The sequence below is a fragment of the Colwellia sp. MB3u-8 genome (assembly GCF_014076985.1).
Taxonomy (GTDB): Bacteria; Pseudomonadota; Gammaproteobacteria; order Enterobacterales; family Alteromonadaceae; genus Cognaticolwellia.
This window is the reverse complement of the sequence record NZ_JACGVA010000030.1, coordinates 184,789-207,121: the sequence shown is the minus strand read 5'-3', so window position 1 is coordinate 207,121 and position 22,333 is coordinate 184,789. Positions and strand designations below refer to the sequence as shown.

Here is a 22,333-nt window from a genome sequence, read left to right as displayed (position 1 = left end):
TAAGGTAAAATAATGTTAAACTCGCCGGATGAGTAATGACAGTAATTTTAAAGGGTTTTTGACGTGAATTTTTTGGCCATCGATGCCTCTACTGAAGCTTGTTCAGTAGCAATTAAATATTTTGATAAACAGTTTAGTGAGTATGAACTGTGTCCTCAGTCTCATAGTTTGCGTTTATTACCTATGATTGACAGTGTATTAAAGCAGGCGAACGTTAAGTTAACTGAGCTTGATGGTATTATTTTTGGTCAAGGACCGGGAAGTTTTACCGGTGTGCGTATTGGCATAGGCGTAACACAAGGTTTAGCTTTTTCTGCAGAGCTGCCGGCGCGCGGTGTATCTACCTTACAAGCGATGGCTCAGCAAGCTTACCTTGATAAAGGTGTTAGCAAAGTTATTGCCGCGATTGATGCGCGTATGTCAGAGGTGTATACCTGCTACTTTGAAGTTGATGATCTGGGTATTATGCAGCCAAAAACTGAAGAAACGGTATTAAAACCTGAATTGGTTGCCCAATATTATAAAGACTTAGTATTACCCGCTTATGGCGTAGGAACAGGATGGGACGCTTATCCTGCCTTGGCAGCATTAAAGTCCAATGTGGATTCACCTGAAATTTTGTTTCCAACCGCTTTAGCTATGTTAGCCATTGGGCAAATAGACTTTGCAGAGCAAAGTGTTGATGCTGAAAACGCCCAGCCTAAATACGTTCGAGATACCGTGTCATGGAAGAAGCTGCCTGGGCGATAAAGTAGACATTATATTGCTTTTTGTTCTGAATGAGTTTTTTTGATAAACACTTTTTCACACGGGCTTATGCTATTGCACTCGTTATGTTTTACTGCATTTTAATCTAGCTTGGTTATTGCCCAGCTAATTTTTTGATGAAAAATAGTTTTCACCTTGATGATAAATTTGTTAGATTACTTTTATGCAAGTCAATAATTCTGTCAACTTAACATCCCAACCGGCTATCGGGTTAGGGAAGAATTCGTCTGTACCCGCTCAAGAGCAGCGTACTAAGGCACTTGCGCGCGAAGCGCTTAGTAGTGAAGAAAGTCAAAGCCAAAAGTCACCATCGGATATTAATACACGCCAACGCCTCGATATCGATGAACAGGCCATGGCACTAATCGAACGTCAGCCGTTGCCCCCGTATGACAGTCGTAACAGCTCACAACAAAGCTCACAACAAAATTATCAGCAAACGAGTACCCACAGTGGTTATGATACACCATCGAGCCAAAATAAATTGGCTGTAGCTGCTTATCAGTCGGTTGATGCTATTGCTCAACGCGATAGTATTCAACAAATTTTTGGTGTTGACTTGTTTGCCTGATTTATTGGATAAAAATTATCATTCCTCTACCGAAAAAACACCATGAACTTTAGCCCTAAATACAAATTTTGGCTGATGTTATTCTCGGCTATCATTATTTTACAACTGCCTTTTATTTCCATTCCATTTAAATGGTTAGAAAGCTATTTTCATGAAATTAGCCATGGCTTAACGGCGCTGTTAACCGGCGGAAGTATTGTAAAAATCCAACTATTTCCTAACGGCGCTGGGTTATGTACCACAAGAGGTGGCTCGGCATTTTTTATCAGCTTAATGGGTTATGGCGGCGCAATATTATGGGGCAGTCTGATATTTTATTTGGCGTCGAGTCATAGAAAAACAGCACAGATTTTTTCTATACTGCTGATTGGCTTATTAGCGAGCAGTATTTTATTGTGGGTACGAGACTTATTAACCTTATTTATTGTTATCGTTTTACTTATGTTAGTGATAGCGCAACTAAAATATTCATCACAAAAACACCTACAAACGTTATTACAATTAACCGGTTTATTAGTCTTAATTAACAGTTTAATGAGCCCACTTTATTTACTTGACGGTCAAGCAAAAGGCGACGGTGCTGCTTTAGCTAATATGACCTTTATTCCTGAAATAATATGGGTTGTTATTTGGTTTTCGGCGGCATTATTTGCCACCTATCGACTCAGTAAATTATCCTTGCGTAGCACACGTTAGCGATTAGAAAATCCTCATTGCTCTGTAGTGCTAGGCTACTATTTCCAACTTATAAAGGATTTTTATGGCAACTTCTGATGTATTTAAACCAGTGGAATTTGATGTCAACGGCCGAAAAATTAGTGGTATAAGTTATGGTGATGAGCAAGGACCCTTGCTTTTATGCTTGCATGGCTGGCTTGATAATGCAGCAAGCTTTCAACCGTTAATGCCGTATTTGTCAAATTATCATGTTATTGCTATTGATTGGCCCGGACATGGCTTATCTGATCATCGAGGCGCTGATGCCCATTATCACTTTTTAGATTGGGTCTATGACTTGATCAGTTTATTTCGCTCACAGCAATGGCAAGCTATTGATATTATTGGTCACTCTATGGGAGGTATGGTGGCGTCTACGTTTGCGGCAGCCTTTCCTGAACATGTGAAATCATTAACCTTGATTGACTGCATCGGTGTTTTAACTTCAGATGAAGCGACCACAACCAAGCAATTACGCAAAGGCTTGTTAAGTCGTTTAACGCGAGATAATAAAGCTAAAAAATATCATACTCATCTTAACTCTGCTGTTGCGGCTCGAGTGTTAGTGTCAGATTTAAGCACAGATAATGCCACGCTCATTGTCAAACGCGGTATTGAGCAAACTGAGGCTGGTTTTATTTGGCGTGCCGACATTCGTTTACGTTCAACTTCTCCTTATCGATTTACCTTAGCGCAAGCCGAGCGACTTGTTGCTGATATAAGTACACCTGTGCAATTACTTTACGGCAGCAAAGGTATGGAAATGGTAACTAAAGGTTTAAAGTGCTTTGGCCCTTTGTTTAAAAACTTACAGGTGCATGAGTTGATTGGTGGCCACCATGTACATATGGAACAAGCTGAGCAGGCTGCTAAGCTGATAAATACCTTTATTCATCAGCGAGCTAAGCAGTAAGATTAATTCAAGCAGCATATATCAGCTCCTTGAAGTGGAGCGGGTACAAGTTGTTTAGGGTGAATTTTAACCAGTTTGATGATATTAAATTTATTAATTATCCAGTTAATTTAAACAAGTGTTTAAATTAACTGGATCGACCAGTGAAAATTTGATAAAACGTGTCATTAAATTAAAAATAAAAATTTAAAGAGGAAAGGTACCGTGGAAAAAATTTGGCTTGAGAAGAGTTACCCTCCTGGCGTTCCATTTGAAATTGATCCTGATAAATACGCTTCAATTGTCGATATGTTCCATAAATATACTGAGGTTTATGCCGATAGAGCTGCCTTTATTAATATGGGGGCGCAGATTAGTTATCGTGAACTTGCGCAACAAGCTACAACCTTTGCGGCCTACTTACAGCAAGACTTAGGTTTAGTTAAAGGTGATAAATTTGCCATTATGGTACCCAATTGTTTGCAATATCCTATTGCACTATTTGGCGCCCTGTTAGCAGGTTTAACCGTGGTGAATGTTAATCCGCTCTACACAGCACGTGAATTAGAACATCAATTAAAAGACTCCAACACTAAAGCGATTTTGATTATTCAAAACTTTGCCAGTATTTTGGAAAAAGTTATTGATAAAACACCCGTTGAAAAAGTTATTTTAACCTCGCTTGGTGATCGTTTAGGTACAGTCAAAGGTGCCATTGTTAACGGCGTTATTAAGTACGTTAAAAAAATGGTGCCCGCTTTTAATCTTAAGAATATAGAGCATTTTAATAAAGCTTTAGCTAAGGGTGAAAAATTAAATTTTAGCCCAGTGACAATTTGTGGTGATGATTTGGCCTTTTTGCAATATACCGGTGGTACTACGGGTGTTTCAAAAGGCGCGATGTTAACGCATCGCAACATGGTTGCTAATCTAGAGCAAGCTAAAGCGGCGATTAAACCGCAATTAGAAGAGGGTAAAGAGCTGGTTGTTACTGCCTTGCCGCTTTATCATATTTTTGCTTTAACGGCTAATTGCCTGACATTTATTACCCTGGGTGGTACCAATTTATTGATCACCAATCCGCGTGATATGCCGGGGTTTGTTAAAGAGTTAGCAAAATATGACTTTACAGCCATTACCGGTGTAAACACCTTATTTAATGGTTTATTGAATACCCCGGGCTTTAGTGAACTCAATTTTTCTAATTTAAAATTATCACTAGGCGGCGGCATGGCGGTACAACGTCCGGTGGCCGAAAATTGGGAACGTGTTACGAAAACACGCTTACTTGAAGGCTATGGCTTGACAGAATGTGCACCTTTAGTAACGCTTTGCCCCTATAACCAAACACATTATAGTGGCAGTATTGGTTTACCTGCACCTTCTACCGATATTCGTATTGTCTTGGAAGATGGCAGCGACGCTAAAATAGGTGAAGCTGGAGAAATGTGGGTTAAAGGCCCACAAGTAATGAAAGGTTATTATAATCGCCAAGAAGCAACCGATGAGATTTTAACAGCAGGTTGGTTAGCCACGGGTGATGTCGCTTGTATGGATGAGAATGGCTTTTTTAAAATCGTTGATCGTAAAAAAGATATGATTATTGTTTCTGGCTTTAACGTCTATCCCAATGAAATTGAAGAGATAGCCATGAGTCATGAAGGCGTACTAGAAGCGGCGGCCATTGGCATTCCGAATGAAGCTTCTGGTGAAGCAGTCAAATTATTTATTGTACGTAAAGATCCTAATTTAACTAAGAAATCGTTAATTAATCACTGTCGTGAAAACTTAACTAATTACAAAGTACCAAAATTTGTTGAGTTTCGTGATGAGTTGCCAAAAACCAACGTAGGTAAAATATTACGACGTGAATTACGCTAATTTAGAGATCGTTATCGCTTGTCGTTAATCGACCATTAATTGACGTCAAAGTGACTTAATAAAAAGGCCAACTAATGTTGGCCTTTTTATGGTCAAATGAATTGTATGCTAGGTTCACATGAATGTGAAAGAGTGGCGATGTTCAAGTCGCTCTTAGCCATCTCGGTAATTGCTCCAGCTTTACTTTCATGAATGAGCTTTTTGTCAGAACATAATACAACAACATAATGCGATAACAGTAAGATAGCTATTATTTCAATCTAAAAGCACTAGGTTCTTAACTTGTTATTCTGCAGGGAAAAGGCATTATTGTGCGTTTATTCTTTCGCCATTAACCGCTTTGCTATCGTTAGCCATTAAATATACGTAAAGTGGCATGATATCTTTCGGTAAAGCAATTTCAGCTTTGTTTTCTGCGGGGTAAGCCACTGAACGCATATCGGTATTCGTTGCCCCGGGATTCACTACGTTAGTTCTAAGCGAACTGTTTTCATATTCGTCCGCAATAACCTGCATGAGTCCTTCTGTGGCAAATTTAGAGACGCTATAAGCACCCCAATAAGCCTTACCTTTATTACCGACACCTGATGAGGTAAATACTAAGGATGCATGGTCAGCTTTGAGTAACACAGGTATTAATGCTTGTGCTAATAAAAATTGGGCATTAACGTTAACTTGCATGACGTCTTGCCAAATTTGTTGATTAATTTGGTTAAAGGGCGTTAACTCGCCTAGTATTGAAGCATTGAGTAATGCGCCATCTAATTGACCAAACTGATTATCAATGGTGGCGGCTAAATCAATATAATTTTGCTTTGTTGCCCCTTTTAAATCTAGCGGTACAATAGCGGGTTCAGGATAGCCCTTAGCGAGTATCTCATCATAAACAGCTTCTAGCTTTGCAACGGTTCTGCCTAATAAAATAACCGTAGCGCCTAACTCAGCATAAGTTAATGCTGCTTGGCGGCCAATACTTGCACCCGCACCGGTTACTAAAATGGTTTTGTTGGCTAAAATTTGTGGTGTTATTGCATAGTCAAACATAAGATTAATTTTTGAAATAATTTGATAACAATAATACTACTTTCACTGCTATGCTGACGAGGGTTTTTCGTTACTAATCTACATTTGTGGAATAAAACTTTGAATAAATTAAAATATCACTAGCACTTGAACTATTCTTGAGGTAAGTTTAACTGGTCGAACAAGTTGAGTTTAATGCTGGTATAAGTATAAAAATCAACGATAATAATGAAAAATAATAAAGATATATTTAGCCAGTAGTTAAGTATATAAAATAAAGATAAGTCAGTGGGGAGATAAAATGAAAAAGTTAGTACTCAGTCTAGCAATAGCGAGCACATTAGGTTTAAGTGCTTGCCAAGACGAAACCATAACAGATGTTGAAAGTGAAGTGGTTGAAAACGGCACGGTCGTAACAGCCACCGCACGCGTTAAATTTGATCCAGCGGCGGGCGCTGCTGGACTTTCTATACCAAATGATTTGATTTTTTCTGGTACGGTTGATGGAACCTTAGAGATTCCTGTTGACGATCCCACTGATGGTTCAGACCCTTTTGTTGCTATTAGTGCTCTTGACGGTTGGTCAATTTCTCAACCTTTCCCCCTCGCAATTGAATTCCCAGCGGGAACTTCTTTAGATGCCAGTAGTGCTTCTGAACCTGGATCGGTAAGAGTTTTTGAAACTGTGATGGGTGGTGATGTCAATGACAGTGATTGTACTGCTGTAACACGTGGCCTAGCCTGTAAAGTGGTTGGAGAGCTTGTGTACATGCAAGACTTCGCTACGCAAAAATCTGGCGACAATGTTTTGTTTGTCCCGCTTCAGCCCCTTAAAGCAGAAACAACTTATATCATGGTGATGACGAATAATCTTCGTGACAGCAATGGTAAAGCGATTGCTGGCTCTAGTACTTATGAATTAGCGCGCCAAGATATCAATACCTTACCTTTGGGTAACGAGTCGCAATTAGGCTTACAAGGCGCGATTAATAGTTATGAAGCGGCTGTAATTGCTGCTGGCGTTGATAGCGATACTATTATTTATAGTGCTGCGATGACGACACAGTCAACTACACGCGTATTAAGTACGGTTAAATCTTTAATGGCAGCTAGTGTACCTCAGATGGTCGATAATGCTCAGCAAGGAACTCCAGCTATTGGCGTAGCTGATACCACTCTGTCAGTTGCGGATGTGTTAGCAGATCAAATTCCTGAAAGCTTGGTACCGTTATATTCTGCAGCAAACTATATTCGTGGTTCAATTACACTACCTTATTACTCAGGCGTACCCTCTGCGGAAAACCCACTAGCACCGGTTAATGATTGGTGGCGTGCCCGTTGTGATTCAGGTGCTACACTGGCCGGATTAGCCGCAGCAAACCCAGCGGCAATTCCTGCTGGGCCATTAGATGCAAATGATGGCTTTTGTATGAACTTTGGTTTACGTGATTTAAGCTCAAGCTCAAATCCAGCGATAGCGGCTATTGATACTGAACGTAATTTAACTAAGTTTAATCCCATTCCAGCCACAAGCGCGATGTTGCCGATTGATGTGCAAATGACCACGCCAGATTTAGCCTGGGCTAACCCAGTGCGTGAAAGCATGGGTTTACCGGCTATAGAAGAGCCTGTAGGTGGTTGGCCAGTAGCTATTTTAGTCCATGGTATTACCTCAACAAAAGAACAAATGTTACCCATTACCGGTATATTATCTATATTTGGTATAGCAACAGTTGCGATTGATCAGCCATTACATGGTAGCCGTGGTTTTGATTTAAATGGCGATGATGTTGATGATATTAATGCCAGCACCGTATCGACCTTACATTATGTAAACTTGGGTAGTATGTTAAGCATGCGTGATAATACACGCCAAAGTACCTCGGATTTACTGGGTTTGCGTTTAGGGATGAACTTTTTAGGTGGTGCTGATAGCGATGGTAACCCAATAAAAATCGATAGTTCAAAAGTTCACCTGTTAGGTCATTCATTAGGTGGTATTTACGGTATTAATGCAGTTGGCTTAGCTAACACTGAGTTAAACCCACAAATCGATGGTTTATTTAAAATTGCCAGTACATCTTTAGCCATGCCGGGTTTAATGTTGGCTAACTTTGGTTTAGATTCGCCAGCATTTGAAGGATTAGCTAAATCTAATTTAACCTTACAGCTATCGCCTGAGTTTAAAGCAGCCGTTGAAGCAACTTTACCTGCCAATTATACCCAAGAAGAATTAAGTGCTTTCTACTTTGCTTTCTATGACACTTTATCGGCTGAGCAAAAAGCCACTTTAAATGGCGGTTTCGCTCAGTTTACTTTTGCAGCGCAAACGGTGACGGACTCGGGTGACCCTATTGCTTATGTACAAACATTAGCGGCGACTGAAACACCTACGCATTTAATTGAAGTTGTCGGTAATGGTGATGATAATCTATCAGACCAAGTGGTGACAAATAGAGCACCATTTACGCCTATGGGTGGTACTGAACCTGCGATTGCTTTATTAGGCTTGCAAGGTGTGAGTGCTGACACTAATGGTTCAGGTGCGGTGAGATTTGTTAGCGGTCACCATAGTTCAATACTTGACCCTCGTCCTAATGCCGCTTCACCTGATGCTGCGTTAAGTGCTAGAGCAACGCAAGAAATGCAATCACAAGTAGCGGTATTCTTTGCGACGATGGGACAATTAATTAAAGTCACTGACACTGCCGTTGTACAGTAGATTGTACAGTAGAGTATTAATTCACTTTGTGTTGAATAAAGCCTGCATTTTAGTCACAGTATTGAGTTAAATCAGTTTTAATTAAATCTTGTCGCAGGTTGACAAAATACTAACGGCCCATATCTTGGGCCGTTTTTTTTGGCTGATATTTCATTTGCCTATCATGCTGTTAGTTCTGTAGCACTCATGCCTAGTTTTTGATAACACAGTAACCATTTATCTTAACGTAACCTATGCCAGAGCAAAACTACACCAGGGAAAACTATGCTAAATGACGCCAGTCTGTGCTCAAAAGAGCAGGGTGTAAATCAGGTCAATGAGTTAACAATGTCATTGTGGTAGCGGATAAAGACTCATTTTTAAATACTACTCTGCAGTTTAGCCATTATTTTATAAAGCAAAGATTGGCTGACAGTTGCTTATTTATTTTCATTTAAGGGGTAACTTTAGTGAATAATTAGCTATTCCCCTTTTTTTACAAACTATATCCCCCATATTGATAACTAGAATAATCATTACAATTAATATACAACAATAGGGTTAACAGTTGTTAACCTGTTGTTTAGGAGAAAAATATTGGAATTTCTGTATGAATACGGTTTGTTTTTAGCTAAAACCATCACTTTCGTTATTGCGGTGGTTGCTATTATTATTGCTATTGCCTCTTCTGCAATGAAACAAGGCGGTAAGAAGGGTGAGCTAGAAATTATTGACTTATCAGAGCAATATATTGAAGTTGAAGAAGATATTACCCACCAGCTTTTATCTAAAGAAGAGTTAAAAGAAAAAGAGAAAAAAGATAAAAAGGCTGAAAAAGAGCAAGCCAAAATTGATAAAAAAGCTCACAAAGATGGCAGTGACGAAAAGAAAGCTATCCCACGTTTATTTGTTGTCGACTTTAACGGTAGTATTGATGCTAAAGAAGTTGGCTCTTTACGTGAAGAAATTAGTGCAATTTTAACTGTTGCTCAACCCAGCGATGAAGTTTTTGTTCGTTTAGAAAGTGGTGGCGGTATGGTGCACGGTTACGGTTTAGCGGCTTCACAACTCGACCGCGTCCGTCAACGCAATATTCCTTTAACGGCATCAGTTGATAAAGTGGCAGCCAGTGGCGGCTATATGATGGCCTGTGTGGCTAATAAGATAGTCTCAGCGCCATTTGCTATTCTTGGCTCTATTGGCGTTATTGCACAAGTGCCAAACTTTCATAAATTATTAAAGAAAAACAATGTTGATTTTGAACAGTTTACCGCTGGTGAATTTAAACGTACGGTAACCATGTTTGGTGAAAATACTGATAAAGGCCGTGAAAAATTTGTTGAAGAGCTAGAAGATACGCACGTGTTATTTAAAAACTTTGTGAGTGAGCATCGTCCAAGTCTAGATATTGCTAAAGTGGCAACAGGCGAGCATTGGTTTGGCACACAAGCAAAAGAGTTAGGGCTTGTTGATGAAATACAAACCAGTGACGATTACCTACAGGCGCGGTGTAAATCTCACAAGTTAGTGCAAATTAAGTATGCAACGAAGAAAGGTTTAGCTGAAAAGTTTTCAAAAGCAGCGTCTTTGTCATTTGATAGTATTATAAGCAAGGTTTGGCAAAACAATCGTATTTTTCCAAGTTAATAGCTTTTGTTAATGTAAGCTAATAAGGTCATATCAGTGGACAGTTTTTTTTGGCATAAATGTTGGGAGCGCAACAAATTGGGTTTTCACCAAAGTGACGTGCACCCTTTATTGACTCAATATTTCAAAAAACTGTCTTTACCCTCTGATCAGCATGTGTTTGTGCCACTATGTGGCAAAACACTTGATATGGCCTATTTAGCGCAGTATTGGCAGGTTACAGGTAATGAATTAAGTGAAATTGCCTGTAGCGACTTCTTTCTCGAAAACAATATTGAGTATCAAAAAAAGACCTCAGGTGATTTTGAGCAGTTTTTTTGTTCTCAGCTTTCACTATTTCAAGGTGATTTTTTTAAGCTTTCTGCAGACGCTATTGACCGCGTAGATTGGATCTATGACCGTGCGGCCTTAATTGCGCTACCAACAACAATGCAGCAAGCATACGTGAAGCATTTGAAAACGTTTTTTTGCTCACATACACGCTTGTTTCTAGTGACAGTGGAGTTTCCAAAAACGCAATTAAGTGGTCCACCATTTTCGATAACAGCCACTGATGTGCAACGTTTGTTTTCAGGCTTTACTATTGAATGTATTGCGACCAATGAGCTCAAAGATAAGCAATTTGCCCAGCGAAGCTTTGAAGTTGATTACCTAACCGAAAAGCTATATATCATCAGACAAAAATAATAGTGTATAGAGTGAGTATCGAGCTAAAGATAGTGTTAAGTGCTTATTTTTAAGAAAATAGCGGTTAATTAAAATAGCGCTCAGTTAAAATTTTATTGGTGGAAGGGGACTTTACTTAAAAGCTTAATTGAGTTTATTTGTGATGTATTTGACCTGACAGTATTTATTTGATGTTATAAACTTGAATACTAATCTAGCAGTATACATGCTGACCTATAATGACCCACTTTTAAACCTTCACTGCCTCCTATACCTCTATGTGCCACTGCACTTATGTAGCCATTAATGTTACTTTGATCAAGGGCAATACCTTTGAAGGTATTTCTAGGTGCTTCAGATAGCTTTTAATAAGGTTAATTGAGTTATTTTAGCTATTGATTACTTTATATATTAGTGGGATTTATTGGGCTTTAAATAACAAAAAAGGTGCTGTTGGGCACCTTTTCTATGAAGATTAATAGTCAAGAAATTAATGGTTAATTTAATAGCCCGACTATTCAGCAAGCGTCACCGCTTTGATTATAATTTCAGCGCCTTTGTTGACATTAAAATCCTTCATTGTCACTTGAGCGTGAGCTGCTTTTTCGATAGGGTTTATAACTATCGTATTTAACTTAATTGATTGTGCCAAGTGTAGTTTAGTGATTTCTACTAGTTCAACGGCGTTGATAGCCTGTATTTTAACTAATTGTGTTGCTTGGCTGTTACTTGCCACTAAAGCTAACATGGCGATAGTTGCTAATTTAAAAATGTTTTTCATAAGTCACCTGTAATAAAACGTCAATTGGTTTTATAGATGTTTTGGGACTCGTTCTTTTCAATGACAAACAAGGGTTGGGAGCCTGTTTGATTATTACCCGATTATTTCGGGCTAAAGATGAAGCCCTTCATCTATGTGGTGCATATTACGGTAAAACTGGTAAAGTTTATAATGACTATTTATAATGTCATTCATTAGAAAAACTAATCCGACATGCTTATGTCGAAAACTTGATGAATTATGCAAGTATAGATTCATTTTTAACGTAAATTTATAGGTGTAACTTGGCGAATAGACTCCCACCACTCAACGCCCTTAGGGCTTTTGAAGCATCTGCTAGGCAGTTAAGTTTTACCCGGGCAGCGGAAGAGCTATTCGTTACTCAAGCAGCAATCAGTCATCAAATAAAAGCTTTGGAAGATAATTTAGGCATAAAATTATTTATGCGTAAAAATAGAAGTTTGTTACTGACGGAAGAAGGTCAGTCATATTACCTTGATATTAAAGATGTGTTTAATGCTTTACATGACGCCACAGAAAGATTATTAGCTCGCGGCGCAAAGGGGGCTATTACGGTAAGCTTGCAGCCAAGCTTTGCCATACAGTGGTTGGTGCCTAGGTTAAACACCTTTAACTTATTACATCCTGATATTGACGTGCGTATTAAAGCAGTTGACCAACCTGAGAATTCGCTTACTGAAGATGTTGATTTAGCAATATATTATGGTAGAGGGCGGTGGAGTGGTATTCATGCGGAGCAATTACATACCGAGTATTTGATCCCCGTATGCTCACCTTTATTATTAGCGGGTAGTAAACCCTTGAGTATAATTGACGATTTAGCAAATCATACTTTATTACATGATGCCTCCAGAAGAGATTGGAAAAGATGGTTTAAGCATGTTGACTTCAAAGGCGGTAATGTTAATCATGGCCCAATATTTAGTCATTCGGCGATGGTGTTACAAGCGGCTATTCATGGCCAAGGGGTTGCTCTGGCGCATAGTGTGCTAGCAAAACCGGATATTGATAGTGGTCGATTGGTTTGCCCATTTAAAGAAGTATTAATCAGTAAAAACTCTTATTACATTGTCTGTCGAGAAAGGCAATCGGAATTAGGTAAAATAGCGGCGTTTCGCGAGTGGGTATTGCAAACGGTTGCCGACGAGCAAACTATTATTGATGAAGGCTAGCTAGTGTGATCAACAACGAATTATCAGTAAGTAACGAACTAAATAGCGCCAAAGACGCAAAAGCATTGGTCATATTTGCCCATGGTGCGGGTGCGGATATGCATCACGCGTACATTGAAGAACTTGTTGGTTTGATGAATGCTCAACAATTGAGTGTATTACGCTTTAACTTCCCTTTTATGGACAAGCGTAAACTTGATGGCAAAAGGCGACCACCGGACAGAATGCCCGCGCTAGTTGAGTGCTATCAAGCCATATTAGCAAAAGCGAATAGCACTTTACCTATATATATTGCCGGAAAATCAATGGGTGGGCGAGTAGCCGCGACTTTAGCGGGAGATAGCGTTTTAATGAAAAGTAATTTAGTACGGGGCGTTATCTGCTTAGGTTATCCATTTCATCCGGTAAAAAAACCAGAAAAGTTACGCTTAGCGCCATTGCAAGATACACAATTGCCTGTGTTGATCTTACAAGGCGAAAGAGATGCGCTGGGTAGTGAAAGTGAAATTAAGCAATACCAAATTTATTCACGTTGTCAGTTACATTATTTTAATGACGGTGACCACGATTTAAAGCCGCGGGTAAAATCGGGCTACAAGCTAAAACAGCATCAAACTACAGCGGTTCATAAAATGAGGGGTTTTATCGATGAAATTAATAACAGTTGCTAAACTACTGATGATATTTGTTGGTATCAGTGGGTGTTTTTCTGTATTATTCGGCGCTTGGTTAGCCCATGGTGGGCAATCGCTACCTTTGGCGTCACAAGAACGACTAATGACCGCATTAACGTATCAGTTTTTTCATACGTTAGCGCTAATGCTAACCATCATCTTATATAAGCTGCACGAAAAAGCTATATTATTGATCGCTGGAATATTATTTGTGATTGGTATCGTGTTTTTTAGTGGTAGTTTGTATATCAGAACGTTATTCGATGTGTTGAGTATTGGAAAGTTGGCGCCATCAGGCGGCCTGTCATTTGCACTTGCCTGGCTAGTGGTTGGATTTGCAGGTACTAAAATGTTTGACCAAAAGTTAGGTAATTAATTAAAATGACTGCAATAGTTTTATATTGTCGCCCCGGATTTGAAAAAGAATGTGGCGCAGAAATTCAAGAAAAAGCTTCATGGAATGAAGTTTATGGCTATTTAGAGCTAACTAAAAACCAGGGCATAGTTTATTTTCATTTAAATAAGCCGGAAGAGGGTGAAATTTTAATGGAAAAAATTCCATTAAAACGACTTATTTTCGCTCGCCAATGGTTTGTCACGGTAACTGAAAAAATAGACTTACCTGACTACAATCGCGTTGAAGCCATTGTAGAAGTGTTAGGCACTGAGTGGCAATACGCTGATTTGCGTATGGAAACGCCTGACACAAATGACGGTAAAGAACTGTCGAAGTTTTGTCGTAAATTAGCGGTACCACTGCGACAAGCACTGAGAAAAGACAAAGTACTGACCGAAAAAGGTAATAAAGATGGCGCGGTGTTACATGCGTTATTTTTATCAGGCAAAGAAGTTATATTTGGCTTTTCATTAGCACGTAATACTTCGCCACATGTGATGGGTATTCCACGTTTAAAATTCCCTAATGCCGCGCCAAGTCGTTCAACATTGAAACTTGATGAAGCTTTTTTATATTTTATTCCTAGAGAAGAATGGGATATACGTTTAACCTCAGGCATGAATGCAGTTGATTTAGGTGCAGCTCCAGGTGGTTGGACTTATCAATTGGTTCGTCGTGGCATGATGGTAACGTCAATCGATAATGGCCCAATGGCAGAGTCATTAATGCAAACGGGTCAAGTAAAGCATCGTACAATGGATGGCTTTAAGTACTTGCCGCAAAAGAAAAATGTTTATTGGTTAGTATGTGACATGATTGAAAAGCCACAACGCGTGGCAAAGCTGATGAGTGAATGGCTATTAAAAGGGTTATGCCAAGAAGCTATGTTCAACTTGAAATTACCCATGAAGGGGCGTTATCAGCAAGTTAATGATGACTTACAAACGATGAAAGATGCTTTTTCTCTTCACAATGTAAAATATGAATTGTATGCCAAGCATTTGTATTATGACCGAGAAGAAGTGACGGTCCACGCTAGGTTATTATCTCCGCCGCCGATGGATATTTAGTGATTTTTCACTAACAATATTTTGAAAAAAGCCCTATATCTCTGATAGATTTTAGGGTTTTTTTATATTTTAAGTTTATCTATCCGCTAATACTTTTGTTTTACTTTCGAATTTACCGCTGCTATATATTAAGAAATAATCTTCCTATTTTATAAAAAATAGTAATGCTAATGGTAGGATAGCGTATGATTTTGGTTCCCCGACTGTTACCGCATTTGACACGCCTTGAATGACTATATTTTGAAAAGTGATAACTTCGCTGCCACCATTGGCTTTAGCGTTCATTTCAAGTGTTAATAAGCTTCCAGTGCCAAAATGGATGACGAAAATGCTTGAAATTCATTACTGAGTAATCGAAAATTTACTGTCATGGGATCGTTAAGCCCTATTAAGCGGTTATCTTCTAAGTGGTGATTTTAGGGTATCTTCATTGCTTAGACCTTGAAAATTGTACTGTATGAATAATCCTAATATTTACATCTTCATAAAAAGGAAGACAATAATGAAAAAACTACTTTTAGCCGCCATTTATAGCATAGCATTACTGAGTGCAGCGACGACATCGGCTAATAATAACAAGCTAAACACGGTAGCTATATTTGATGCACAACATCCTCCAGGCAACATTGCTATTACGCCATCGGGCAGAAAATTTTTGTCAATACACGGATTTTACGGGCAAAAGCAAAAAATTATGGAGCTTTTCAAAGACGGCACAACAAAACCTTATCCTAACGAAGCGTGGGCGTATGCTTACAATAAGGGTAAAGGTTTTTATGATGTGTTAGGTATTAACGTATCAGCCGACGGTATTTTATGGCTGCTAGATACGTCAGGCCCTGATCACGCTGGACGATTAGTAGGTTGGGATACTATTAACGAGCAGCTTCATAAAATCATTTATTTAGCAAAGCCAACAATTACAGATACCTCGTTTTTAAACGACTTAGCCGTTGATAACAAAAATGGATATATCTATATAGCAGATACTGCACAAGGTAGCCAAGCCGCGATTATTACTGTAAATATTAAAACAGGTGCAGCGCGAAGAATACTGCAAAACAGCCATTATACTACTGCCGAAAGCATCGACATAGTCATTGAAGGTCGCACCATGAAAATTGGGGGACAAGCTGCACGTTTAGGTGTAAACCCAATTACCCTTGAGCCAAATGAAAATTGGTTATACTTTGGCTCCATGTCGGGTACATCGGTATACCGTATTGCTACCAGCGCAATCATAGATGAAGATCTATCAAGTAAAGCGCTTGAACAAAAAGTAGAGCGCTATGGTACTAAGCCTATTTCTGATGGCATTATTGTAGATGGTGGCGGCAACGTGTATGTAACTGATATTACTAACGGCGCTATTGGTGTGGTTAAACCCAGTGGCGATTACGAAGTGTTATTTAAAGATGAGCGGCTTTTGTGGCCTGATGGCTTCAGTTATGGAGCTGATGATAAAATTTACTTCACTGTTAATGAACTTCACCACTCACCGCCACTTAATGATGGTAAAGACGGCAGCCAAGGCCAATTTAGCGTGCTTTCTTTTGAGCCGCTCGTTAAAGGTAAAGTAGGTCGATAAGTGCCCCTGATTCAGAAATAACCAACCGTCACTATTCGCATTGAGCAGTCCTTTAGGGCTGCTTTTTAGTAGTTAAAGCCGCTTTATTACTGTATTCTAACTTGGGTAAAAGGTTCAGCTTTTACCCAATAGAAGACTATTTCCTGAATGAAAAACAAGCTCTGAATAGGGTTGTTAGAGACGAATATGACTATTTTTATTGTTGATAAATAAACTGTTCAGTGATTTAGCTTGTTTTTTATTTGGTGAACCTGAGTGACAATTTAGTCGCAAAAAAGTGCTGAATGGCAGTGAACTATCAATAGCCATTTTGGACACTCTGTAGACTTTTTAGAGCTGATATTCACTCTACATTTAATGGGTTACTACACTTGTAAATATGTTGTTTTTTATGGATGCCGGTTGTAGATAAATTTTATAAATAGTCTTTGTTTTCAATCAAAAATCATTTCAATTCTTTAGTGAAAAATAGCACCTTTCGGATTCCTAATCAGCATAGTAAACCATATTATAGCGCTCAATCGCTTCGTTAAACTGCCATTTTTATGTAATAAAAAATTCATATTTTAATGTTTTACTAGTGGTAATTCTATATACCAAACTTAGGGAAAAATATGAAATTTAAACAATCAATGATTGCCACTTTAATAGTAACGCTACTCGGTGCTTGTAATTTCAATGGGGAAGATGGTGCCGATGGTATATCAGGCGATCAAGGGCAAGCAGGTTTGATGGGGCAAACAGGCAAAGATTCGCCAAGAGGTTTGCAAATAGATTTAATTGGTCGTGCTTTGTTGAACGTCGAGTCACCAGAAGGTGCAGCTGAAATTGTAGCTTATCAGCAAGCAAAAAATTGGCTTTATGCGATTAATAGTTCAGGGAGTAATGTAAGCGTAGAAATTATCGATATCAATGCTATCGATGCTGCTTCGTTAACCAAAAATGCTGAAGGTGTGATCACTAACACTAATTTAACATCAACTATGACGATAGATGTTTCATCAAATACTCTGGGTGATGCCAACAGTATTGCCATTGATGATAACTATAATGTTTTAGCGGTAGCGATGGCAGCTAAAGAAACAGGTGTTGCAGGTAATATCGCTTTTTATGATATTAGTGGTGCGCAACCACAATTCATTAAGAATGTCAGTGTTGGCGCTTTACCTGACATGGTAACTTTTAGCCATGATGGTAATAAAGTGCTGGTTGCCAATGAAGGTGAACCAAGTGGCGATTACGCAATTGATCCCGAAGGTTCTATTTCAGTAATCACCATACACAATGGTGTGCCATCAGATACAGCGTTATCAATTGATTTTAATAGTTTTAATGATAAGAAAGCACAATTGACTGGGCAAGGTGTAGTATTTGCCAATCCAACAGGACGCACCATTAACGGCACTATTATCAATACCAGTGTTGCCATGGATCTTGAACCAGAATATGTCACTATAACCAAAGATAATAAAACAGCTTATATCTCTTTGCAGGAAAATAATGCGATGGCGATATTAGATCTTGAAACCATGGAGGTTAACGTACGCGGCTTAGGCTTTAAAAGCTGGGCTGATCATATGATGGACGCCTCAGATAAAGACGGGGGCATTAACTTACGTCAATATCCTAGTTTGTACGGTATGTATCAGCCAGATACATTAACCTCTTACCAGTGGCAGGGCGCTGATTTTATTGTATCTGCTAATGAAGGTGATGGTAGAGAGTATTTTTTTGCTGCCGAGAATGAAGCTGATTGTTTGACCAAAGGAGGACTTGAGTTTGATGTGAAAGATGGATGTTTGTCATTTACTGATGAAATAAGGGCAAAAAATTTAACTTTGGGTGAATCGTTTGATTACCTTAACAATGACAATAATGATTTAGGTCGTTTGAAAGTGACTAGCTTTCTCGGTGCTAGCGATAATAGCACTGATGGTAAGGGTACTTACGATAAACTATTTACCTATGGTGCACGCTCTTTTACTATTTGGGACAGTAATGGTTTGGTGGTATTCGATTCTGGTGACCAAATTGCTCGTATTACGGCTTCAATTCATGGCCATGCGTTTAATAATGATGAAGATGCAAACGAAGGTGATACGCGCTCTGATGCCAAAGGAGCAGAGCCTGAAGCGTTATCCATTGGGAAAATAGGTACACAAAATTATTTATTTATTGGATTGGAGCGCATGAGTGGGATTTTGGCGTATAACATCACTAATCCTTATAATGTCGAGTTTGTTGAATACTTTATCAATCGAGGTCTCGCTGAAGGGCAACAAATTAGTGGAGACTTGGGGCCTGAAGGTATGGCTTTTATTAGCGCTGAAAACAGCCCAACAAGTCAGGCATTATTAGTCGTTGGTAATGAAATTTCAGGCTCTGTTGCTGTTTGGCAAATAGCTGAAAAATAACTGCCATAATGAGTCTTTTCAAGGTGAAATGTTAAACGTTAATATTTCGCTTGTTTTAATAGCTAATCAGATAAGGTTGTTTGAAGTTGTTGAAATAAATTGTTTCAGGCTCAAATGTATTTCAGTATGAACAACTTCTGAGTGAGTCTCAATTTGATGATGCAGAAGTTGGAGCCTGTAACAGATTTTGTATAACGATCACTTCTGAAGCAGTAACTGCGTTTAGCATTTTTGTTGAGGTAATTTCATTACTCATCTCTATTCAGACAAATTAACTTTTTTGAGTTATAACCAGTTATTCCTGCTCTAGAATATTTATACTAAGCTTGTTATATCCGTGCCATTAAACTTGTGGTTTTGTTATTTACAGGAACAATAAATTAATAACATGTGCAAGATAAGAGAAATGCTGAAGATAAAAAAACCAAGCACTGTGGCTTGGTTTTTCATATAAGGTAATAAACAGTGTTATAAACGTTCTAATACAGCTTGTGTGAAGTCTGAGGTGCCATGTGTGCCGCCTAGATCTCGTGTTGTGCGATCGCCAGATTCGATAACTTCCGTTATAGCGCGACGAATGTTATCCGCTTTATCAGCCATACCTAAGTATTCTAGCATTTGAATAGCGGCTAAAATAACTGAGGTAGGGTTTGCCAAGTTTTTGCCTGCAATATCAGGCGCACTGCCATGAACCGCTTCAAATATGGCACAGCCATTACCAATATTAGCGCCAGGTGCCATGCCTAAACCACCCACTAAACCTGCACATAAATCTGACAGTATATCGCCAAATAAATTTGTGGTCACAATAACATCGAACTGCTCTGGATTCATGACTAACTGCATACAACAGTTATCTACAATCATTTCTGTTGATTCAATTTGTGGGTAACGTGCGGCTACTTCACGGGCTACTTTGAGAAATAGACCTGATGTTGACTTTAGGATGTTAGCTTTATGAACAGCAGTTACCTTTTTACGACCTTCTTTTATCGCCGTTTCATAAGCGAAAGTTACAATGCGTTCAGCACCCTCACGAGTGATAAGACTTCTCGCTTCCGCTTGATTTCCGTCTTCTGAAACTGTTTGTCCTAGGCCTGAGTACATACCTTCAGTATTTTCACGAATGGTAATGATATCAATATTTTCATAACGTGCTTTCGTGCCTTTAAATGACAACACAGGACGAACATTAGCATATAATTGAAAATGCTTACGTAAGGTGACGTTAATTGATGTAAAACCTTCACCTACAGGTGTCGTTAACGGACCTTTTATGGCGATTTTATTTTTTTCAATTAGTGCTAAAGTTGATTCTGGCACTAAGTCGCCATGATTCTCCAATGCGGTTAGACCAGCGTCAGCATACTCATATTCAAAATTACAGCCGGCTTTATCTAATATTTTGATAGTTGCGTCGATAATGTCTGGACCTATGCCGTCACCTGGGATCACTGTTATGGTTTGTTTTGCCATTGTTTAATTGCCTTTTGAGTATTGCTTTTTTGAATTGCGAGAATCGTGAGTTTTTGTTTAAATATAAAACACTTACCAGCCAATATACTTGACCTGACACTGCGCTTATTGATTCAACCGAGTTAATGCCTGCAATTATAGCAACTAACCGCAGCAGTTAGTAAGTTTTACTATAAAACTTTAGTCTAATTCTTGTGCTATTACGTTTTTTAGTTGTTGGTAGAAGAAACTAATCAAGGCTGATGTTTATTGTTCTCAACTAAACTTGGGCTATTTTAATTAGCACAAAGGGTAATAACCAAGTGGCATGGCTAGGTAGTGATATATTTAGTGTGGATTATTTAAAAATAAATGTTTTGTTTTCAGCAATAAATGCGATATGAGTGATGGCCATCGGATTATATATAAAAATATGACTTATCAGACTAGTTAATATGCTATTGCTTGATATTAAGTATAGCCGTTGTTAAATATTGCTGAGATGTGCAGTTTAAAACGCTTTAAACTGCTGATAAGCTGTTTTACCAATAGCGGTTAAAATACCATTAGTAAACAATAATGCCGTGCATTCATCTTGTGTAGTGATGCCGTCAGACTTTACATGTTGGGTGCGGTAAAAGCTGACCTGATACCTGCTTTCGTTGACTATTTTTGCTTCGGTAATATCAGGACTACCTAGCTGTTCGATGGCACTATTAAAATTAAATTTTTCCAATTCAAGTTTAGTAATAAATTGTTGATTGTAAGCTTCTCTGTCTTCCCATTGCATGTTTGCAGGGCTGTCATCGTAAAAGTTGACCACTAATGTGACAAATATACCGTATGCTGCTAAGGCGACTAATATTATAGCAATAATTTTTTTATTCACATTTATTCCTTGAAGCTGTCTTGGTCATTATTTTTGAGTCATTATATAGTGTTAACGTTATTATTCATTATTAGGCTTTTAATAAAAAGTTAAGCTGTAAATAAAAATTATAATGAATATTTTAGTGCGTTTTAGTGGCTATAGTGAAAAATGGCAGTAACAGTTTGCAATATTACCAAATTGTTAACTACTGGCAAGTACATTTTTAAAGGGTAATCTTATGTCTTTTAAATTAAACCCTAAAGGGATATCAATTTTTAATGTCAGTAGCTTGCGACTTAACGCAATTTGTTCATCATGTTGCAATAGCTTTTCACTGATACTACTTTTTAAGTCTGTAGCATTCAGTATACTTTTAATCGAGCCATACTGATTTAATAATTTTGCTGCGGTTACTTGACCTATGCCGGCTACGCCAGGAATTTTATTAGTGTTATCACCTGTTAAAGTCCACAAGTCCATTAACTTGTCTGGTTTTACCGTGAACTTGTTAAGTACATATTCTTCATCTAAATAACGACGATTAAAATAGTCATAGACCTTTATATTGGGATTGAGTAGTGATAAAAAACATTTGTCTGTAGATACCACGGTTACATTTTGACCACGTAATGCAACCTTTATTGCCAAGGTTGCAATTAAATCATCAGCCTCGTCTGCTTCTGAAACTAAAGAGTCAACGTGGTGTTTCATAAACCGGTCTTGAATATCAGTTAATTTGTCAGCCAAATGCTCGGGCATTTTTTTACGGCCTTTTTTATAGTCAGGATAAATGTCATAGCGCCAACATGGCGCTTGAGAGTCAAACACCGCAAGCGCATGGCTAGGCTGTAATTGTTCAATAATTTTTTGTAAGGCTTGCTCACATGCTTTGGCGGTATTAAATAACACTTGTTGCTTAGTATTTTCAGCCAATTCATTGTTCAACAAAAATGGCCGTTCTTGCACAGCATAAATTCTTCTGATTAAATTTAAGGCATCAATTAATACCAAATGGACCGTCATA

At 38.5% G+C, this 22,333-nt stretch carries 19 protein-coding genes; 14 read left to right on the top strand and 5 right to left on the bottom strand.

Translation table 11 applies throughout. The annotated features are described in order from the left end of the window. The first annotated feature begins 63 nt into the window (after positions 1-63). The 5 genes from tsaB (at position 64) to fadD (ending at position 4,829) form a co-directional block, all read left to right on the top strand. The gene (tsaB, locus tag H4J54_RS01085; RefSeq protein WP_182188984.1) at positions 64-750 is read left to right on the top strand and encodes a tRNA (adenosine(37)-N6)-threonylcarbamoyltransferase complex dimerization subunit type 1 TsaB; all 687 of its coding nucleotides are present in this window, start codon (positions 64-66) and stop codon (positions 748-750) included. A 181-nt stretch (positions 751-931) separates the two neighbouring features. Then, entirely contained in the window at positions 932-1,339 is a 408-nt protein-coding gene (locus H4J54_RS01080; protein WP_182188983.1) for a hypothetical protein, read from the top strand. 42 nt (positions 1,340-1,381) lie between these two features. Further along, the gene (locus H4J54_RS01075) at positions 1,382-2,035 is read left to right on the top strand and encodes a M50 family metallopeptidase (RefSeq protein ID WP_182188982.1); all 654 of its coding nucleotides are present in this window, start codon (positions 1,382-1,384) and stop codon (positions 2,033-2,035) included. 64 nt (positions 2,036-2,099) lie between these two features. Further along, a complete protein-coding gene (locus H4J54_RS01070) occupies positions 2,100-2,969 on the top strand; it encodes an alpha/beta fold hydrolase (RefSeq protein WP_182188981.1) in 870 nt (289 codons plus the stop codon). A gap of 204 nt (positions 2,970-3,173) precedes the next feature. Next, on the top strand, positions 3,174-4,829 hold the full coding sequence (gene fadD / locus H4J54_RS01065) for a long-chain-fatty-acid--CoA ligase FadD (RefSeq protein WP_182188980.1): 1,656 nt from the start codon (positions 3,174-3,176) through the stop codon (positions 4,827-4,829). A gap of 306 nt (positions 4,830-5,135) precedes the next feature. Here fadD and H4J54_RS01060 read toward each other — a convergent pair whose 3' ends face one another. Continuing rightward, a complete protein-coding gene (locus H4J54_RS01060; RefSeq protein WP_182188979.1) occupies positions 5,136-5,873 on the bottom strand; it encodes a YciK family oxidoreductase in 738 nt (245 codons plus the stop codon). 280 nt (positions 5,874-6,153) lie between these two features. Between H4J54_RS01060 and H4J54_RS01055 the strand changes: the two genes are divergently transcribed. The 3 genes from H4J54_RS01055 to H4J54_RS01045 all read left to right on the top strand — a co-directional run bounded on the left by H4J54_RS01055 (position 6,154) and on the right by H4J54_RS01045 (position 10,887). Further along, complete coding sequence (locus H4J54_RS01055; RefSeq protein WP_182188978.1) at positions 6,154-8,574, top strand: VolA/Pla-1 family phospholipase; 2,421 nt, start codon at positions 6,154-6,156, stop codon at positions 8,572-8,574. A 576-nt stretch (positions 8,575-9,150) separates the two neighbouring features. Further along, positions 9,151-10,200, top strand: coding sequence for a protease SohB (gene sohB / locus H4J54_RS01050; protein WP_182188977.1), 1,050 nt, complete (start codon positions 9,151-9,153; stop codon positions 10,198-10,200). Between the two features lie 36 nt (positions 10,201-10,236). After that, positions 10,237-10,887, top strand: a complete 651-nt coding sequence (locus H4J54_RS01045; RefSeq protein ID WP_182188976.1) for a thiopurine S-methyltransferase — start codon at positions 10,237-10,239, stop codon at positions 10,885-10,887. A 493-nt stretch (positions 10,888-11,380) separates the two neighbouring features. On the opposite strand, the gene H4J54_RS01040 is transcribed toward H4J54_RS01045, so the two are convergent. Then, positions 11,381-11,647: a hypothetical protein gene (locus tag H4J54_RS01040; protein ID WP_182188975.1), complete on the bottom strand. Its 267-nt coding sequence runs from the start codon at positions 11,645-11,647 to the stop codon at positions 11,381-11,383. Between the two features lie 284 nt (positions 11,648-11,931). Between H4J54_RS01040 and H4J54_RS01035 the strand changes: the two genes are divergently transcribed. The 6 genes from H4J54_RS01035 (at position 11,932) to H4J54_RS01010 (ending at position 18,983) form a co-directional block, all read left to right on the top strand. Continuing rightward, positions 11,932-12,840 (top strand): transcriptional regulator GcvA, encoded by a 909-nt coding sequence (locus tag H4J54_RS01035; RefSeq protein WP_182188974.1) that lies wholly within the window; start codon positions 11,932-11,934, stop codon positions 12,838-12,840. A 5-nt stretch (positions 12,841-12,845) separates the two neighbouring features. Further along, the gene (locus tag H4J54_RS01030) at positions 12,846-13,511 is read left to right on the top strand and encodes an alpha/beta family hydrolase (RefSeq protein ID WP_182188973.1); all 666 of its coding nucleotides are present in this window, start codon (positions 12,846-12,848) and stop codon (positions 13,509-13,511) included. Continuing rightward, positions 13,489-13,890 carry a DUF423 domain-containing protein gene (locus tag H4J54_RS01025; RefSeq protein ID WP_182188972.1) on the top strand — a complete coding sequence of 134 codons (402 nt, stop codon included), beginning with the start codon at positions 13,489-13,491 and terminating at the stop codon, positions 13,888-13,890. Before H4J54_RS01030 ends, H4J54_RS01025 begins: the two co-directional genes overlap by 23 nt. A 5-nt stretch (positions 13,891-13,895) precedes the next feature. Continuing rightward, positions 13,896-14,981, top strand: a complete 1,086-nt coding sequence (gene rlmM / locus H4J54_RS01020) for a 23S rRNA (cytidine(2498)-2'-O)-methyltransferase RlmM (RefSeq protein WP_182188971.1) — start codon at positions 13,896-13,898, stop codon at positions 14,979-14,981. Positions 14,982-15,483: 502 nt separating this feature from the next. Next, positions 15,484-16,569, top strand: a complete 1,086-nt coding sequence (locus tag H4J54_RS01015; RefSeq protein WP_259366978.1) for a major royal jelly family protein — start codon at positions 15,484-15,486, stop codon at positions 16,567-16,569. A 614-nt stretch (positions 16,570-17,183) separates the two neighbouring features. Continuing rightward, a complete protein-coding gene (locus H4J54_RS01010) occupies positions 17,184-18,983 on the top strand; it encodes a choice-of-anchor I family protein (protein ID WP_182188969.1) in 1,800 nt (599 codons plus the stop codon). A 468-nt stretch (positions 18,984-19,451) separates the two neighbouring features. On the opposite strand, the gene H4J54_RS01005 is transcribed toward H4J54_RS01010, so the two are convergent. The 3 genes from H4J54_RS01005 to xni all read right to left on the bottom strand — a co-directional run bounded on the left by H4J54_RS01005 (position 19,452) and on the right by xni (position 22,332). Next, positions 19,452-20,459, bottom strand: a complete 1,008-nt coding sequence (locus tag H4J54_RS01005; RefSeq protein ID WP_182188968.1) for an isocitrate dehydrogenase — start codon at positions 20,457-20,459, stop codon at positions 19,452-19,454. A 490-nt stretch (positions 20,460-20,949) separates the two neighbouring features. After that, the gene (locus H4J54_RS01000) at positions 20,950-21,327 is read right to left on the bottom strand and encodes a DUF3192 domain-containing protein (protein WP_182188967.1); all 378 of its coding nucleotides are present in this window, start codon (positions 21,325-21,327) and stop codon (positions 20,950-20,952) included. A 183-nt stretch (positions 21,328-21,510) separates the two neighbouring features. After that, positions 21,511-22,332: a flap endonuclease Xni gene (gene xni / locus H4J54_RS00995; protein ID WP_182188966.1), complete on the bottom strand. Its 822-nt coding sequence runs from the start codon at positions 22,330-22,332 to the stop codon at positions 21,511-21,513. Position 22,333 lies beyond the last annotated feature (1 nt).

Bases quoted from the DNA above. Each gene is read 5' to 3' on its own strand.
- H4J54_RS01055 (WP_182188978.1), top strand. From the start codon at position 6,154: ATGAAAAAGTTAGTACTCAGTCTAGCAATAGCGAGCACATTAGGTTTA.
- xni (WP_182188966.1), bottom strand. From the start codon at position 22,332: ATGACGGTCCATTTGGTATTAATTGATGCCTTAAATTTAATCAGAAGA.
- H4J54_RS01010 (WP_182188969.1), top strand. From the start codon at position 17,184: ATGAAATTTAAACAATCAATGATTGCCACTTTAATAGTAACGCTACTC.
- H4J54_RS01075 (WP_182188982.1), top strand. From the start codon at position 1,382: ATGAACTTTAGCCCTAAATACAAATTTTGGCTGATGTTATTCTCGGCT.
- H4J54_RS01060 (WP_182188979.1), bottom strand. From the start codon at position 5,873: ATGTTTGACTATGCAATAACACCACAAATTTTAGCCAACAAAACCATT.
- rlmM (WP_182188971.1), top strand. From the start codon at position 13,896: ATGACTGCAATAGTTTTATATTGTCGCCCCGGATTTGAAAAAGAATGT.
- H4J54_RS01080 (WP_182188983.1), top strand. From the start codon at position 932: ATGCAAGTCAATAATTCTGTCAACTTAACATCCCAACCGGCTATCGGG.
- H4J54_RS01005 (WP_182188968.1), bottom strand. From the start codon at position 20,459: ATGGCAAAACAAACCATAACAGTGATCCCAGGTGACGGCATAGGTCCA.
- H4J54_RS01025 (WP_182188972.1), top strand. From the start codon at position 13,489: ATGAAATTAATAACAGTTGCTAAACTACTGATGATATTTGTTGGTATC.
- H4J54_RS01070 (WP_182188981.1), top strand. From the start codon at position 2,100: ATGGCAACTTCTGATGTATTTAAACCAGTGGAATTTGATGTCAACGGC.
- H4J54_RS01040 (WP_182188975.1), bottom strand. From the start codon at position 11,647: ATGAAAAACATTTTTAAATTAGCAACTATCGCCATGTTAGCTTTAGTG.
- H4J54_RS01015 (WP_259366978.1), top strand. From the start codon at position 15,484: ATGAAAAAACTACTTTTAGCCGCCATTTATAGCATAGCATTACTGAGT.